Annotated in this window: 15 protein-coding genes; 3 read left to right on the forward strand and 12 right to left on the reverse strand. The window is 38.6% G+C overall.

What is annotated here, in order from left to right; genetic code table 11:
• Positions 1-70: 70 nt before the first annotated feature.
• Positions 71-2,338: a protein translocase subunit SecDF gene (secDF, locus tag AC3CH7_RS12090; RefSeq protein ID WP_207889327.1), complete on the reverse strand. Its 2,268-nt coding sequence runs from the start codon at positions 2,336-2,338 to the stop codon at positions 71-73.
• Between the two features lie 346 nt (positions 2,339-2,684).
• Positions 2,685-2,993 carry a post-transcriptional regulator gene (locus AC3CH7_RS12095; RefSeq protein WP_031419286.1) on the reverse strand — a complete coding sequence of 103 codons (309 nt, stop codon included), beginning with the start codon at positions 2,991-2,993 and terminating at the stop codon, positions 2,685-2,687.
• Between the two features lie 93 nt (positions 2,994-3,086).
• On the opposite strand from AC3CH7_RS12095, the gene AC3CH7_RS12100 reads away from it, so the two are divergent.
• Complete coding sequence (locus AC3CH7_RS12100) at positions 3,087-4,604, forward strand: putative polysaccharide biosynthesis protein (RefSeq protein WP_031419287.1); 1,518 nt, start codon at positions 3,087-3,089, stop codon at positions 4,602-4,604.
• On the opposite strand, the gene AC3CH7_RS12105 is transcribed toward AC3CH7_RS12100, so the two are convergent.
• The gene (locus AC3CH7_RS12105; protein WP_031419288.1) at positions 4,601-5,236 is read right to left on the reverse strand and encodes a DUF421 domain-containing protein; all 636 of its coding nucleotides are present in this window, start codon (positions 5,234-5,236) and stop codon (positions 4,601-4,603) included. The genes AC3CH7_RS12100 and AC3CH7_RS12105 overlap by 4 nt on opposite strands.
• A gap of 157 nt (positions 5,237-5,393) precedes the next feature.
• Between AC3CH7_RS12105 and AC3CH7_RS12110 the strand changes: the two genes are divergently transcribed.
• The gene (locus AC3CH7_RS12110; protein ID WP_031419289.1) at positions 5,394-6,233 is read left to right on the forward strand and encodes a polysaccharide deacetylase family protein; all 840 of its coding nucleotides are present in this window, start codon (positions 5,394-5,396) and stop codon (positions 6,231-6,233) included.
• A gap of 89 nt (positions 6,234-6,322) precedes the next feature.
• Here AC3CH7_RS12110 and yajC read toward each other — a convergent pair whose 3' ends face one another.
• The 7 genes from yajC to AC3CH7_RS12145 all read right to left on the reverse strand — a co-directional run bounded on the left by yajC (position 6,323) and on the right by AC3CH7_RS12145 (position 12,718).
• Positions 6,323-6,586 (reverse strand): preprotein translocase subunit YajC, encoded by a 264-nt coding sequence (yajC, locus tag AC3CH7_RS12115; RefSeq protein ID WP_012295447.1) that lies wholly within the window; start codon positions 6,584-6,586, stop codon positions 6,323-6,325.
• 263 nt (positions 6,587-6,849) lie between these two features.
• Complete coding sequence (gene tgt / locus AC3CH7_RS12120) at positions 6,850-7,995, reverse strand: tRNA guanosine(34) transglycosylase Tgt (RefSeq protein WP_012295448.1); 1,146 nt, start codon at positions 7,993-7,995, stop codon at positions 6,850-6,852.
• 56 nt (positions 7,996-8,051) lie between these two features.
• Complete coding sequence (gene queA / locus AC3CH7_RS12125; protein ID WP_031419290.1) at positions 8,052-9,092, reverse strand: tRNA preQ1(34) S-adenosylmethionine ribosyltransferase-isomerase QueA; 1,041 nt, start codon at positions 9,090-9,092, stop codon at positions 8,052-8,054.
• Positions 9,093-9,109: 17 nt separating this feature from the next.
• Complete coding sequence (ruvB, locus tag AC3CH7_RS12130; protein ID WP_031419291.1) at positions 9,110-10,114, reverse strand: Holliday junction branch migration DNA helicase RuvB; 1,005 nt, start codon at positions 10,112-10,114, stop codon at positions 9,110-9,112.
• 17 nt (positions 10,115-10,131) lie between these two features.
• Entirely contained in the window at positions 10,132-10,752 is a 621-nt protein-coding gene (gene ruvA / locus AC3CH7_RS12135) for a Holliday junction branch migration protein RuvA (RefSeq protein ID WP_012295451.1), read from the reverse strand.
• Between the two features lie 111 nt (positions 10,753-10,863).
• Positions 10,864-11,742, reverse strand: coding sequence for a phosphotransferase (locus AC3CH7_RS12140; RefSeq protein ID WP_308741248.1), 879 nt, complete (start codon positions 11,740-11,742; stop codon positions 10,864-10,866).
• Positions 11,732-12,718, reverse strand: coding sequence for a LysM peptidoglycan-binding domain-containing protein (locus AC3CH7_RS12145; RefSeq protein WP_036162243.1), 987 nt, complete (start codon positions 12,716-12,718; stop codon positions 11,732-11,734). Before AC3CH7_RS12145 ends, AC3CH7_RS12140 begins: the two co-directional genes overlap by 11 nt.
• A 141-nt stretch (positions 12,719-12,859) precedes the next feature.
• Here AC3CH7_RS12145 and AC3CH7_RS12150 point away from each other — a divergent pair, with 141 nt between their 5' ends.
• Positions 12,860-13,393: a transcription repressor NadR gene (locus AC3CH7_RS12150; RefSeq protein WP_012295454.1), complete on the forward strand. Its 534-nt coding sequence runs from the start codon at positions 12,860-12,862 to the stop codon at positions 13,391-13,393.
• 77 nt (positions 13,394-13,470) lie between these two features.
• On the opposite strand, the gene AC3CH7_RS12155 is transcribed toward AC3CH7_RS12150, so the two are convergent.
• On the reverse strand, positions 13,471-13,863 hold the full coding sequence (locus tag AC3CH7_RS12155) for a thiol-disulfide oxidoreductase DCC family protein (protein ID WP_012295455.1): 393 nt from the start codon (positions 13,861-13,863) through the stop codon (positions 13,471-13,473).
• Between the two features lie 21 nt (positions 13,864-13,884).
• Positions 13,885-14,763 carry a prephenate dehydratase gene (pheA, locus tag AC3CH7_RS12160; RefSeq protein WP_099805926.1) on the reverse strand — a complete coding sequence of 293 codons (879 nt, stop codon included), beginning with the start codon at positions 14,761-14,763 and terminating at the stop codon, positions 13,885-13,887.
• Positions 14,764-14,920 lie beyond the last annotated feature (157 nt).

The raw sequence follows: 14,920 nt of genomic DNA on the forward strand, positions 1-14,920 counted from the left end.
GCCAGCAGATTTTTTTGCATCATAAAAGCAGGGTATAGAAAACAATTCGTTTTCTATACCCTGCCCATAATTATACAACAGGTTCGTCTGTACCCCATTGTTTTTTCTCTTTTTTGTGTAGCTGCCCATCTGATTTTTTCATTTCACGAATTTTTAATGAATACCAGATTTGAGCTGCGATACAGATGGAAGAATACATACCTGTAATTAGACCAATCAATAACGCAATTGAGAAGTTTTGAATAGATGGTGCGCCAAAAATTAATAAGGCTATAACAACAATAATAACTGTTAAGACGGTATTAACAGAACGTCCCATTGTTTGACGGAGCGACTTATTCACAATATCCGCCAATAATTCACGGTCATTAATGGTATCATATCGATCTAAGTTTTCACGCATACGGTCAAAGGTAACAATCGTATCATTGATGGAGTAACCAACAATGGTTAAAACTGCCGCAATAAAAGTAATATCCACCTCTAAGCGCATAAAGCTAAAGACAGCAACGATTAAGAATACATCGTGTAATAATGACACAATTGCTCCAATACCCATACGCCATTCAAAGCGAATTGCTACATAAATGATAATCCCAAGTGCTGCAAGTGACAATGCTTTAATGGCATTTTTCACAAGCTCCTTACCAACTGTTGGCGATACCGTACTTACAGTAGGCTTATGACCATATTTATCGGTTGTTTCCTTTTGGAATTTTAAAATATCTGCTTGTGATAAATCAGATTTATAACGAATAACTGCAGATGTGCTCTTTTCTCCTGAAAGGACAATATCCTCCGAAGGGAAACCGATACTATCAACGAATTTTGCCACTTCTTCTTGTGTTAACGTTTGTTCTGCTTCAATTTGAATACGTGTACCACTAGAGAAATCGATACCAAGGTTTAGTCGGAAAATACCTATAACCACTAAACCAGCCACTAAAATGGCTAAAGAGAATGTATAAAATTTCTTACGATTGTGAACAAAATCGAAACGATCAAATTTCGTTGTTAAATCTAATGTACCAATGTTTTCTTCCAAACTATGTTGTTTTGATTTAGCAATACCATACCATGCTGGATTATTGAAATAGCCACTGTTAACAAGGAACCCTAATAGAACACGGGAACCCCAAACTGCTGTTAAGAAGCTCAATAGAATACTTATAATTAATGTAGTTGCGAAACCTTTTACAGAGCTTGTCCCGAAGTAAAATAGAATGCCCGCTGCTAATAGCGTTGTCAACTGTGCATCCACAATAGCCGATAAAGATTGTTTAGAACCAATTTGGAATGCCTGCTTAGCAGAATACCCTACTCGAAGCTCTTCACGTATACGTTCTGCCGCTAAAATGTTAGCGTCTACAGCCATCCCTATACCAAGTACAATGGCGGCAATACCTGGAAGCGTTAATACCGCATTAATCCAATCAAATACAACCAATACTAAGAATGTGAATACAACAAGTGTAATGATGGAAATAACCCCTGGTAGACGATAGTAAAATAACATAAATAAGAAAATAATTACTACGCCGACAATACCTGCAAAAATGGTACTTTTCAGTGCCTCATCACCAAACTGAGCACCAACAGAAGTTGAGTAAATTTCATCAAGCTTAACAGGTAGTGCCCCTGCATTTAAAATTCCTGATAAATTTTTTGTTTCATCAACAGAGAAACTACCACTTATCATAACGTCTGTAGTATTTAATGTTTGGCTAACTGTTGCTGCTGATGCATAGCGTGGCTTCGCTTTTTGTGACTCCGCTTTATAAGAGTCTACACCCTCTTCAAAGTCTAACCATACAACTAATAAATTTTGTCCTGCAGGTTTCGCAGCAATTTTACTTGTTACATCAGCAAATTTTCCCGCATCTTTTAATTTTAATGATACGATTGGGCGATTTTGTTGGTCAAAGGAAGCACTAGCCCCATTTTCTTTTAAATCATTCCCATCTAATAATAAATTATCATCCACATCACGGAATGTTAAATTTGCAGAAGTAGATAGTAGCTTACGTGCCGATTCCTGATCTTCAACACCAGCTAATTGCACACGAATACGGTTTTCTCCCTCTACCTGAATGCTTGGCTCACTAACACCAATGGCATTGACACGGTTACCAAGGGCTGTTGCCGTAGCTGCAACAACTTCCGGTGTGATTTTTTGTCCTGCCTTTAATTCATTTACCTCATAAAGCACCTCAAACCCGCCCTGTAAGTCAAGACCAAGCTTAATGTCCTTTAAGACGCCGTTTACAGTCGTACCAATTCCAGCTGCCAGAAGCACTAGAATTAATAGGAATGCAACTATACGACTTTTTAGTTTCATCGAAAATCCTCCTCGAAATGGTGTAAGGGTTGTCCTTACACGCCAAACAAGTAACTAGCAATACCTTTTGAAACGATTAATCCTCCTTTTCCTTAGAATCATGTTACCTGTGTTTCAAAAAGGTTGCCTCACTTAGTTCATTCGTTCATAACGCGCAAGTTTATCTTTGTATTATTAGGTACTAACCTTCCTAATGCAAGTAAAATCGCATAGAAGATTTATGTAAGTAAACAGTTATTCAAAATAAAAAAAGCGCAACACACTTATTATGAAACAGGTTGCGCTTGGTGTCAATTCAACACATGTAGGTTTCTTTGAATTATTACAAGATTTGACACATCGTTATTTACGTTTTGACTGGACCAAGCAGTAATTGTAATTCTTCTGTATTCAATTCTTCAAACCAATTGTCACTTTGTAAAAACTCTACTTGATTGAATGAGACAATATCAGATGGTGATACCGAGAATATGGTAGCAATCACCTCATATAAGCGAAGTTGTTCTACTTTCTTTTTACGCCATTTTTTTTCAACACAGTACCGCCAAAGCTCTTCAGCCGTTATAGCATCATATCGAAAATACTTGAACTCTGCTATCTTACTATCAATGGCAGGACGAATTTTTTCAAACAGTTGCTCATATTGCATACTCATTTTGAATCATCTCCAATCAAAGTCGTAACGTAAGACATGCTTGCATACAAATAGTGTAAATGAATTTTTGCGGCTTGAGAAGGGACGGATGGCATGAGTTCTTTTGTACGAGGTACATTATTTTTAATGTTTGTCATTTTCTTATCTAAACTTTTTGGCTTCTTTTATAGAATGCAATTTATGCGAATTGCTGGTGAGGAGGCAGTCGGTATTTATATGACCGTCTATCCAGCATTTATTTTCTTCATCTCACTCATTCAACTTGGACTACCTATTGCTGTAGCTAAAATTGTGGCAGAATTACTAGCTAAAAATAAACGCGAAAGCATATTTGGCGTCATGCGTACTGCGATTCTTTGGTCGTTTATTGGTATGATCGTTTTTATGCCCCTTGTTGCACTCACTATACCATATATTTCTACAACGCTCTTACATAATGAACATACAACTTTCACTTTATGGATTGCTCTCTTTGCCGTACCAGTATCAGTAGGATCTGGTTTATTACGTGCTTATTTACAAGGTATCGCTAAAATTACACCTACCGCATGGTCACAAATGATTGAACAAGTTGTTCGGATTAGCTTTATTACACTAATGCTTCCATACGTGGCTAATTATAATAATGCCGCTGTGACAGCTGCTGCCGCCATGGGTATTACGCTTGCTGCAGAGGTAGTAGCATTCCTTTATTTATGGCTGCATTATATAGTTTCAAAAAAGAAATTAATTGCGCGCAAAACAAAAATCGAAGGTTATCCTTCATCGCCCATGCTACGTATAGCTCTGCCTTCCGCAGGCAGCAAGCTTTTTGGTTCTTTCACTTGGTTTTTAGAACCAATTATCTTTTTAAAAGCTTTAACAGTAGCAGGCTTAACAGCATCAGCAGCTACCATTCTATACGGTGTCATCTCAGGTGTTTTGGTGCCACTACTACTATTTCCTGCTTTTGTGTCAACCGCTTTATCGATTGTCCTTATTCCGGCTGTTAGTGATGCCGTTGCTAGACAGCATATCCCTTTGTTACAGGAACGAATTTCGGTTTCCCTAAGATTATCTTCTTTAGTGGGCTGTTTTGCCGCTACATATTTCTTTGTACATGGTGATGAATTGGCTATGAAGCTTTTCCATTTAGAAGAAAATCGTGGTTACGTAAAAATTTTAGCACCCATTTTTTATTTTTATTATATTCAAAGCCCTCTGCACTCCATCCTTCAGGCGATTGGCGAAGCTCGGGCAGCGATGATGAACTCCATCTATGGGGGCCTAGGGAAATTATTTGTTATGTTTGTACTTGCCTCTCAGCCCGGTATTCAAGAAAAAGGAGCTGTGGTAGCTATTGGTTTTGGCGTATTGATGACCTCTTTCTTGCATATAGCAACTGTTAGACAACGGAAAAATTTACGAGCAGGCTTTAGAATGTTTGTCGTACCTTATAGTTGCTTTATTGTCGTTTGTATCGCCCAGTACTTCCTAATGCCCTTACTATCACTACCATTTATTTTAAATAGCTTTGTCACATTATTTTTACTATTTACGAGTTTATTATTTACAAATCAATTACGTATAACAGATTTCCGCTATATCCGTAAATTAGCAAAGAAAGTTTAGTTTTCCTTTAATTGAATATACAGTCGCTCGTCTTCCCAAATACAAAAAAATACTTTTTCACTATCTGTAATATTATTTTTAGCTAATTCACTCTTTAACCATTCCACGTCTTTATGCATGGTTAATAAATGTCTCTCTTGAATCTCTCCATCAATAATCAAAGGATAAACGAATGCTTTTTCATCTTTTTTGTAAACGGAAAGGTTTCCCGAAGGTTCTAAATAGGCAAATGCAACATCGGTGACAGAGGCGATACCATTTTCTCGTAATTGCTGACATAAATCATCTAAATTATAACGGTGTTTACGCATTACACTCTCTAAAATCACACCGTCTTTCACTAGTAACGCTGGATCACCATCAACTAAGTCGCGTATACCTTTGAACTTCAACGATAAATAAGCACTTAATATTTGTATAAAGAGCAAAATAATAATGGGTAAAATGGCATTAAAAAGAGGATTCTTATAATCATCTAACGCAAAAGCAGCCACTTCTGCAATTAATACAAAAACCACTAAATCAATGACAGATAGCTCACCCAATTCTCGTTTACCCATTAAACGAAAGACAATGATGATAAACACATATAAAAAACAGGTTCTAAAAATGATGTGGAAATATTCTTCCATCAATAACACCCCCATAATATCAAGGTGACCTTATTTTTGTTTTTTATACAGAAGAATGACTGGATATTGCTAAAAATACAAGGAATAGTCCGTAGTTGTTCGTACAAAATATAAAGAACGAAACAGTTAAGACTATAAACAGCAAAAAGGTGAGAAAATGATAAGGAAAATAATTGCTTTCGTTGTTGTTTATATTGTTCTGTTTACTCATCCATTTCTTACTTATGGATACCAAGAACAGAATATACCCGTTCTTATGTACCACCATTTAGCGGAAAATATAAACAATAATACAGTTATTTCACCCAATAATTTTGAGAAACAAATGAGGTCCCTTAAGGAAGAAGGTTATCATGCGATTTCTGTCAAAGAATTACACGATTACTTGACTAACCAAAGCAAATTACCCGCAAAGCCTATATTAATTACTTTCGATGATGGCTATCTCAGCAATTACGAAATGGCGTATCCGATTTTGAAAAAATATGACATACATGCGGAAATTTTTGTTATTGCAAGCCGAATAGTCGATACAAGTAAAGATTTTGCCTATCCACATGAAATTGCCAAGATGAACTGGGATCAATTAAAAGAAATGCAAGATTATATAACGATTCAAAGCCATACTTGGGACTCCCATTATAAATTACCTTCAAAATTCGGCAGACTGAATGGGGCTATTTACGGTCCAAGCTATTTGAATGGACAATTAGAGAGCCAGCAGCAGTACGAGGCTAGAGTCAGAAATGATTTTATTCACTCCCGAAAAATAATTAAAGAAAAATTAGGCTACGAGCCCATCGCCATTAGCTATCCATACGGTATTCAATCTGCTGCCACCATTAAAATTGCACAGGAGGCTGGTTTTAAGATGGGCTTTGTTATTCAGAATAAAAGTGTTAAAAAGGGCGATGGATTATTCACATTAAGTAGAATTATTGTAAATGGCAATGATTCAGGTCCCGACTTAATTCATAAAATAAATACAATGAAATAGTGACAGGAGGAATATACCCCTCCCTTGCGCTTCAGCGCACAAGAAAAGGCTTACAATATAGCTATTGTAAGCCTTTTTCTTTATAATGTTTAAATGTCTTTCTCAACTCGTCCGATTGCTTGACGGTCAAATTTTACACGTACATTATCAGCGATTTTTAATGTTACTGCTGTGTCCTCAATTGCATCAATGACACCATGCAGGCCACCGATTGTAATGACTTTATCTCCACGTTGCAAACTACCTTGCATATTTTGTGTTTCCTGCTGTCTTTTTTTAGCTGGACGGATTAAGATAAACCACATAGCAACGAACATTAATAATATCGGTGCTAAGCCTAATAATTGATCCATATTACTTCTTGCCCCCTTTCCAAATCTCACTTTTTTAGTATAGACTATTCCACCATTAAAAAGCGATGGACAAGCCCAAAAATTTTCTCATTTACTAATATTTTTTCTATGATTGACAATATTTTGCTAGAAATATTCACTTTTTACAAAGTTTTGAATGATTTTGCCATACTATGGCAAGTAATGTAGGACATTAGAGGTTTTCTAATGTCCCTTTTTATAAAAAAACTCGTTCACTTTATTATCCTTAGAAAAGTAATTAATTAAAAGTTTTTCGCATTTGGTCCATTAAAGCCATATTTCTCGAAAAATTCTTCTCGGAAATCACCTAAGCGATCTTGACGAATTGCCTCACGCACTTGTTCCATTAGCTTTAACAGGAAGTGTAAGTTATGATAAGACGTTAAACGAATACCGAACGTTTCTTCTGTGCGAATCAGGTGACGAATATAAGCACGTGAATAGTTTTTACATGTATAGCAATCACAGTTCGGATCAATCGGCCCAAAGTCACGAGCATATTTTGCATTCTTTACGACTAAACGACCTTCTGATGTCATCAGTGTACCATTACGAGCAATACGTGTTGGTAGAACACAGTCGAACATATCAACACCACGAATAGCTCCATCGATTAATGAATCTGGTGAACCCACTCCCATTAAATATCGAGGTTTATTTGCTGGCATTAACGGTGTTGTGAACTCAAGAACACGGTTCATGATATCTTTTGGTTCACCAACAGATAGTCCTCCTATCGCGTAGCCTGGGAAATCTAACTCCACTAATGCTTCTGCAGAACGACGGCGTAGATCCTCATACTCACCACCTTGAATAATTCCGAATAACCCTTGTTCTTCTGGACGACTATGGGCTTCTTTGCAGCGTTTTGCCCAACGTGTTGTACGGTCTACCGATTGCAACATATATTCATGTGTTGCAGGATACGGTGGACATTCGTCGAAAGCCATCATGATATCCGAGCCTAAGTCATTTTGAATTTCCATCGCTTTTTCTGGACTTAGGAATAATTTATCCCCATTAAGATGGTTACGGAAATGTACGCCTTCCTCTTCAATTTTGCGGAACTGGCTTAGGGAGAATACTTGGAAACCACCTGAATCTGTTAAAATGGGTCTATCCCAATTCATAAATTTATGCAGTCCGCCTGCTTCCTTAACGATATCATTGCCTGGACGAAGCCATAAATGATACGTGTTGGATAAGATAATACCAGCATTCATTTCTTTTAATTCCTCTGGTGACATTGTTTTAACTGTTGCTTGTGTTCCAACAGGCATAAATGCTGGTGTTTCAAAAGAGCCGTGTGGTGTATGCACAATGCCAAGACGTGCTCCTGTTTGTTTACATGTATGAAGTAATTCATAGCGAATAGCTGGTTGTGTCATAAAAATAAAAATCCTCTCTGATCTGAAGTAAAAACAGTACTCCGATTTTTTCTTTTTTATTCTTTTGGTCGAATAAACATAGCATCACCAAAACTAAAGAAGCGATATTTTTCTTCTACAGCTTGCTGATAAGCACTTAAAATAGTTTCACGAGTGGCTAGCGTACTCACTAGCATAACAAGGGTTGACTTTGGTAAATGGAAGTTTGTAATTAAACCATCTACCACGGTAAAAGTATAGCCTGGATAGATGAAAATAGACGTCCAACCTTGCTCTGCTCGTACCTCACCATCATATTTAGAGCCAATTGTCTCCAATGTACGTGTAGAGGTAGTCCCAACAGCTATTATCTTCCCGCCATTACGCTTTACACGATTAATCGTGTCTGCTGCTTCTTCTGTCACACTATAAAATTCTGCGTGCATTTCATGGTTTTCAATAGAATCTACACTAACTGGACGGAATGTTCCAAGTCCTACATGAAGTGTAATAAAGACAACCTCTACCCCTTTTGCCTTTACTTGTTCTAATAATTCTTCTGTAAAATGGAGCCCGGCCGTTGGAGCAGCAGCTGACCCACGCTCTTTCGCATAGACCGTTTGATAGCGATCTTTGTCTTCTAATTTTTCTCGTATATAAGGCGGTAATGGCATTTCACCAAGCTGCTCTAGTATTTCAAAAAAGATTCCATCATAATGAAATTCAAATGTTCGTCCACCATGGTCAAGCTCACCTGTACAAGTAGCTGTTAACAATCCATCTCCAAATGTAATAACTGTCCCTACTTTTACACGTTTTGCTGGTTTTACAAGTGTTTCCCACTCATCTGTACCTGGCAATTGCTTTAATAATAGTACCTCTATATGGGCACCTGTCTCCTCTTTTACACCCATTAAGCGAGCAGGTAAGACTCTTGTATCGTTTAACACAAGGCAGTCTCCAGTACGTAACTCCTCTAAGACATGAGCAAAATGGTGATGCTCTACTTCATTTGAGCCAGGTGTTACGACCATTAATCGACTAGCTGTCCGATCTACTAAAGGTGTTTGAGCAATAAGCTCCTCTGGTAATTCAAAATCAAAATCTTCTACACGCATGAAAAAAACTTCCTTCTTTATGTTTGTTGGGGATACTCATATCCAAAATGTTCGTAGGCTAAATGTGTCGCTACTCTTCCTCGTGGTGTACGTTGAATAAGCCCAATTTGCATGAGATAGGGTTCATATACATCTTCTATAGTCACCCGTTCCTCACCAATCGATGCTGCAAGCGTATCTAAGCCCACAGGACCTCCTCGAAAGCGCTCAATCATGTTAGTGACAAGTTTATGATCAATGTGATCAAGCCCTCTTGGATCGACTTGTAACAGCTCTAGCGCTTGCTTTGCAAGGCCCTCCGTTATCATACCATCTCCAAGCACTTGTGCATAATCTCGTACTCGTTTCAATAAGCGATTGGCAATTCGAGGTGTGCCACGAGAGCGTTTCGCCATTTCCATTGCTGCTATTTGCTCAATTTCTACCTCAAATAAATGAGCACTGCGAGCAACTATTTCAGCAAGGGAAATATCATCATAGTACTCTAAGCGTAATAAAACACCAAAGCGATCTCTTAGAGGTGCTGATAAGGCACCAGCTCTGGTTGTAGCACCTACAAGGGTAAAGGGAGGTAAATCAAGGCGTACAGAACGTGCTTCAGGACCTTTTCCCACAACAATATCTAAACAGAAGTCCTCCATTGCTGGATATAACACTTCTTCAATGGCACGAGGTAATCGATGAATCTCATCAATAAATAAAACATCACCAGGCTCTAGTGAACTTAAAATCGCTGCTAAATCTCCTGGACGTTCAATTGCAGGACCACTTGTCATGCGTACATTGACACTCATCTCATTTGCAATAACAACAGCTAATGTTGTTTTGCCAAGCCCTGGTGGCCCATATAACAGCACATGATCTAAACTTTCCTGCCGAAGTTTTGCTGCCTCAATGAAAATTTGTAAATTTTCCTTTACTTTATGTTGCCCTATGTATTGGGCTAACCTTTGCGGGCGTAAAGATAATTCAAATTGTTCATCATAGCCACTTGCCTCACTAGCCATCATACGTTCAGACATGCCTCTTCCCTCCTTCCTTATTTTAATTTTAATAATAGTTGTAACGCTTGTTTCATATAGGCATCTGTCGTTTCCAGCTTGTCGTTATCCTCAAGCAGTGGGCGAATTTTTTCGAGCTCCTTTTCAGAGTAACCAAGTGCCGCTAAAGCAAGTATTGCTTCTTCTAATTCGTGTTTATAAGGATGAACGCCAAACAATGGCAGCTCATCTTCTGTACTCGGCAGTTCGATTGTCTCTAATAAAGAGCCTAGCTTGCCTTTTAAATCTAATATCATCTGACGAGCAGTTTTTTTACCTACTCCTGGGAACTTCACTAAAAACGTTTCATCTTCCCGTTCAATCGCACTTATAACCTGCTGTGGGTTGCCAGTCGCTAAGATAGCCAGCGCTCCCTTAGGACCTATTCCAGATACTAAAATTAACTTTCGAAAAAGCTCGCGCTGATCTAGATTTGGGAAACCATAAAGCACTTGTGCATCCTCTCGTACATGCAAATGAACATAAATTTGTTGCTCCATGGCTGATGTTCGAAATGCAAACGGATTGGGCGTATTCAATTGCCAGCCAATACCCTTTTGTTCTAGCACAATATATTCTGGTGTAATACGAGTAATTAGTCCTTTTAAATAATCATACATCTATATTCCCTCACAATCATCGTCTTCGATTATAGCATATAGCGAACGAATGCTCGACAGAAAGTCCTGTTCAAAACGCTGTTCAAGACAAAAATGACCGCCAAATGACGGTCATTTCTTCACAAATCTATCAATATCGTACCACAGTTTTGGCCAATAGGTGAGGGCTCGTTTAGTAAATGGTACTAAATAATCTAAAAATACTAGTTGCTGATCAAGGGGTAAATCCACAGCGAAAAGCCATTCCCTTAATAGTTCATTCGGATATTTTAAACGATGAAGCTTTCTTTTATCAAGCCGTTTCAGTTCTGGTAACTCCGCAAAGACTTTGGCTAAATCATAATCAACTGCAGGTAGCACCCGATGCAACCATAAAATATACTCGTCATCCGCTTCTCCAAGATGTGCCAAATCAAAATCAATTAAACGCAATTGTCCATCCGTGCACCATAAAAAATTATGATGCACGACATCCCCGTGCAATAGTGTAATTTCTTTTTCGGCTACATCTTCCAGCGCAATTAACTGCAGCGATTTATCACTATAATGCAATATTTGATCGATCTCTTCTTTTGTTAAGAAAGCCCGAAACTCATTTCTTCTGCTTTTAAAACGCATATGACGCATTTGCCATTTTAAAAGTTGTGAATAGGTATGCAAGCCAGGCAAGCGTTGCCAAGCAACTTTTTTATATGTGTCATGTAAAGCTATTAGTAGTTGAAGAGATTCCCTGCGATCCTTTTTATGAGCAAAATTGGCACCATGGCTACCTTCTTGCCATTCTTGCACAATTAGCTGCTCATCGTCACTTTGGACTAATGGTAGGATAAGATTAGGTTCAATTCGACCTAGCTGGCGATGAATTGTTCTTACCTTCTCTGCAATTTCTAGTTGTTTTGCTCGTTTGACAAAGTAAGTATTCGATCGATACCTATATTTCCAAATATTTGATTTTACCTCTTCGACAATATACGCTTTTTCACCATCGATAAGGCGTCATCCCGCCTGGGAAATAATGCGGTGACATCCAAGGTCCTACTGATGACGGGCATGGCGGTGGACAATGCGTTGGGCATGGTGGTGGTGGACAATGACACGGATCCATTTGCCATGCAGGCATTGGCATCTGCATTGGTTGTGATTGACAGCCACATGATTGTGCTTCACAGCCACATGATTTGCCCATGTTCATGTCAGGCATCATATTAAATTGTGGCTGCATTTGTTGATTAGGCGTGTGGAAAAATGGTGATGTAGACTCTAAGAAGTCTTCCATCTCGCCCATTTTATTTTCTGGCATCTCAAAGGACATCGGCTGCTGCGGCATCATATACTGCTCGGCCTGTGGCTGCATTGGCATTGGCCACCACATTTGATGATAAATTGGTTGATGGCAGCTTGAGCAATGTGGTACTGGATGTGGCATGATATGCATTGGTGGTGCTGGTTGTGGTACTGGATGTGGCATTGGCTTCGCTACTGGTGGTGGTGGTGGCGGTGGCGGCGCTGGCTGTATTTGTACTGGTGGTGGTGTTGTGACTGTTTGCTCTACTTGTGGCATGACTACCTGTTGGTGCCAATTCATTTCTACAGGCTGTGGAACCCACATCGGTTGTTGTGGCATCTGCATTGGCATTGGCATTGGTATAGGTATTGGAATCATTTGTGGCTCAGGCATTGGCATTGGAGCAGGTGGTACAATTGGTGGTGGCGGTGGCATTGGTCTCTGTACCTCTTTTTTCGGAACTTCCTTAGGTGTCTCCTTATGCATTTGTGATTCCTTTTTTGGCATTTCTTTATGTGGCTCTTTGTTTATTTTTTCAGGCAAAATAATTTCCATGCCCGGGACAATATAATCTGGGTTGGCAAGATGGACATTGAGCCGCTTCAAATCTTCAAACGAAATGCCGTACTCTTTCGCAATCTTCCACAATGTGTCTCCCTTTTGAACAATATGAATACGCAATTTTTTCCTCCCTTCCTCTCTACGTATCATATGTTCAATGTTTCATTTGGATACAAAAATTTCAACAAGTTAGAAATGCTTCATGGTACACTAACCTATAGGGAATACTGTTTCCATTATTACGGGCAGAGGTGATCTCTTATGAAAAAAATGTTAGGCGAGGAACGCCGACTGCAACTATTAGCGCAATTAAAAAAAAGTAAAACACCTATAACAGGGACAGACTTAGCTAAATTCGCCAATGTTTCTAGGCAAGTTATCGTCAATGATATGACTTTATTAAAGGCAAGAAACGAACCCATTATCGCTACGAGTCAGGGTTATCTTTATATGCATCAGGAACAATTACAGCAAACTGTTGAACGCACATTTCCATGCATACACACATCTGAACAAACAGAGGACGAGCTAATGACGATTGTAGATTGTGGTGGCACAGTCAAAAATGTTATGGTTGAACATCCTATTTATGGTGAGTTAACTGCCTCAATCATGGTGTCAAACCGTCATGAGGTAACACAATTTATCGAACGGGTTAATGCCACTCAGGCTAATTACTTATCTGCACTAACGGGTGGCATTCATCTTCATGTCATTACAGCCCCCTCTGTTGAAGTATTAACGTTAATTGAACAAGCCTTACAAAAAAAGGGCTATTTGGTAACAGACCAATAAAATAAAAAAGCACAGTATTTGCTCATACTGTGCTTCAATGTGTGTTTCGAGTATTCCTCTCCCTTTACCCCAACCTATTAGGAAAGAAATCGTTGTCTTTGTGAAGGTGTAGGTAATAGACATTCCTTTTTTGTACCAAATAAACGATAGCGGTGCTTAGCAAACCTTCTATACAACGCATTGCGAATAATTGGAGGCACTAGGATGAAAAGATAATAACAAAGCCAAATCTTCTCCAAATTTCTGCATATTTTTAAGGCTGCTGTCGATTCAACATATGCTTTCCCATTTTCAATGAGGATTACACTATCTATATTCTCAGATATTTTGAACTGTCGGAGCAATGTTTGCCCGACATCACTTTGTAACGAAGCAAATTGAAAATAGCCTGCTTGATCATGTTTGATAATAAATTGAACGCTGCTATCACAAAAGTTACAAATACCATCAAATAAAATAATCCCACGCATTCTATTTCCCCCTTATAGCTATTATGCTTCGTCAGACGTAAGATACGTAAAGTATGTACCGAGTGACTTTACTTTGCAACCTAGTGCAGCTAGTTCTTCCATTGCACCGCGCATCATCGGTACTTTTTCATCCGCTAACACATCTATCATGAAGAAATAATCCCCTAGTCCTGTTTTCAATGGACGCGATTCAATTTTACTTAAATTCAGTTGACGCCATGCAAAGACAGATAGCACTTGATGCAATGCCCCTGAACGGTCAGTCGGCAATGTAATCATTAAAGTTGTTTTCGCTTGCCCATTTGAAAGTTCTTGTGGCAATCGTTGGTTTTGCTTAGACAGAACAAAGAAACGAGTATGGTTAAAATGGAAATCATGGATATTGGACTCTACTATTTCAAGGCCATATTTTTCTGCGGCAGCTGCATTTCCAACCGCTGCTATACATTGTTCTGGGTTTTCAGATACGTATTTTGCGGCAGCTGCTGTTGAAGTTGTTTGTTGTAGTGGTACATGACTGAAACGATAAAATAAATATTTATGGCATTGTGCTAGAGCATGTGGATGGGAATAGACCCCTTCAATGGACTGCCAATTATCTTTTTGTGCTTTATTGACCATTAAATGCTGCTGTATTTTCAGTAATAATTCACCTGTTACATATAGTGATGCTTCATGGAATAAATAATCAAGTGTAAGCGTAACTGAACCTTCTAAGGCATTTTCTAATGGTACAACGGCTAGATCTACCTTTCCCTCTGCTACTGCCTCAATACATTCAGGAATCGTTGCACAGGGTACAAGCCACTCATTTGGAAAAGTAGCCTTTGTTGCTAAGTATGTAAATGATGCTTCCGGTCCTAAATATGCGATTCGATTTCTCCATTGTTGCTTTGTCATTGCAAAAACCTCCTTTATGGAATAAGGAGCAGTCCCTAGCGATGATGTATCACTGAGGGACAGCTCCTTATTTGAGCTTTGGTATCGTATTATTACTCCAGTGCTTCAAGAGCATATGGATTATTAAACACGATAATTGTCATTTTTGTCAAAAATT

The organism is Lysinibacillus sp. F12 (assembly GCF_057773605.1).

Bases quoted from the DNA above. Each gene is read 5' to 3' on its own strand.
- AC3CH7_RS12095 (WP_031419286.1), bottom strand. From the start codon at position 2,993: ATGAGTATGCAATATGAGCAACTGTTTGAAAAAATTCGTCCTGCCATT.
- ruvA (WP_012295451.1), bottom strand. From the start codon at position 10,752: ATGTATGATTATTTAAAAGGACTAATTACTCGTATTACACCAGAATAT.
- AC3CH7_RS12100 (WP_031419287.1), top strand. From the start codon at position 3,087: ATGAGTTCTTTTGTACGAGGTACATTATTTTTAATGTTTGTCATTTTC.
- tgt (WP_012295448.1), bottom strand. From the start codon at position 7,995: ATGACACAACCAGCTATTCGCTATGAATTACTTCATACATGTAAACAA.
- AC3CH7_RS12105 (WP_031419288.1), bottom strand. From the start codon at position 5,236: ATGGAAGAATATTTCCACATCATTTTTAGAACCTGTTTTTTATATGTG.
- secDF (WP_207889327.1), bottom strand. From the start codon at position 2,338: ATGAAACTAAAAAGTCGTATAGTTGCATTCCTATTAATTCTAGTGCTT.
- AC3CH7_RS12150 (WP_012295454.1), top strand. From the start codon at position 12,860: ATGAAAAAAATGTTAGGCGAGGAACGCCGACTGCAACTATTAGCGCAA.
- queA (WP_031419290.1), bottom strand. From the start codon at position 9,092: ATGCGTGTAGAAGATTTTGATTTTGAATTACCAGAGGAGCTTATTGCT.
- ruvB (WP_031419291.1), bottom strand. From the start codon at position 10,114: ATGTCTGAACGTATGATGGCTAGTGAGGCAAGTGGCTATGATGAACAA.
- pheA (WP_099805926.1), bottom strand. From the start codon at position 14,763: ATGACAAAGCAACAATGGAGAAATCGAATCGCATATTTAGGACCGGAA.
- AC3CH7_RS12110 (WP_031419289.1), top strand. From the start codon at position 5,394: ATGATAAGGAAAATAATTGCTTTCGTTGTTGTTTATATTGTTCTGTTT.
- yajC (WP_012295447.1), bottom strand. From the start codon at position 6,586: ATGGATCAATTATTAGGCTTAGCACCGATATTATTAATGTTCGTTGCT.
- AC3CH7_RS12155 (WP_012295455.1), bottom strand. From the start codon at position 13,863: ATGCGTGGGATTATTTTATTTGATGGTATTTGTAACTTTTGTGATAGC.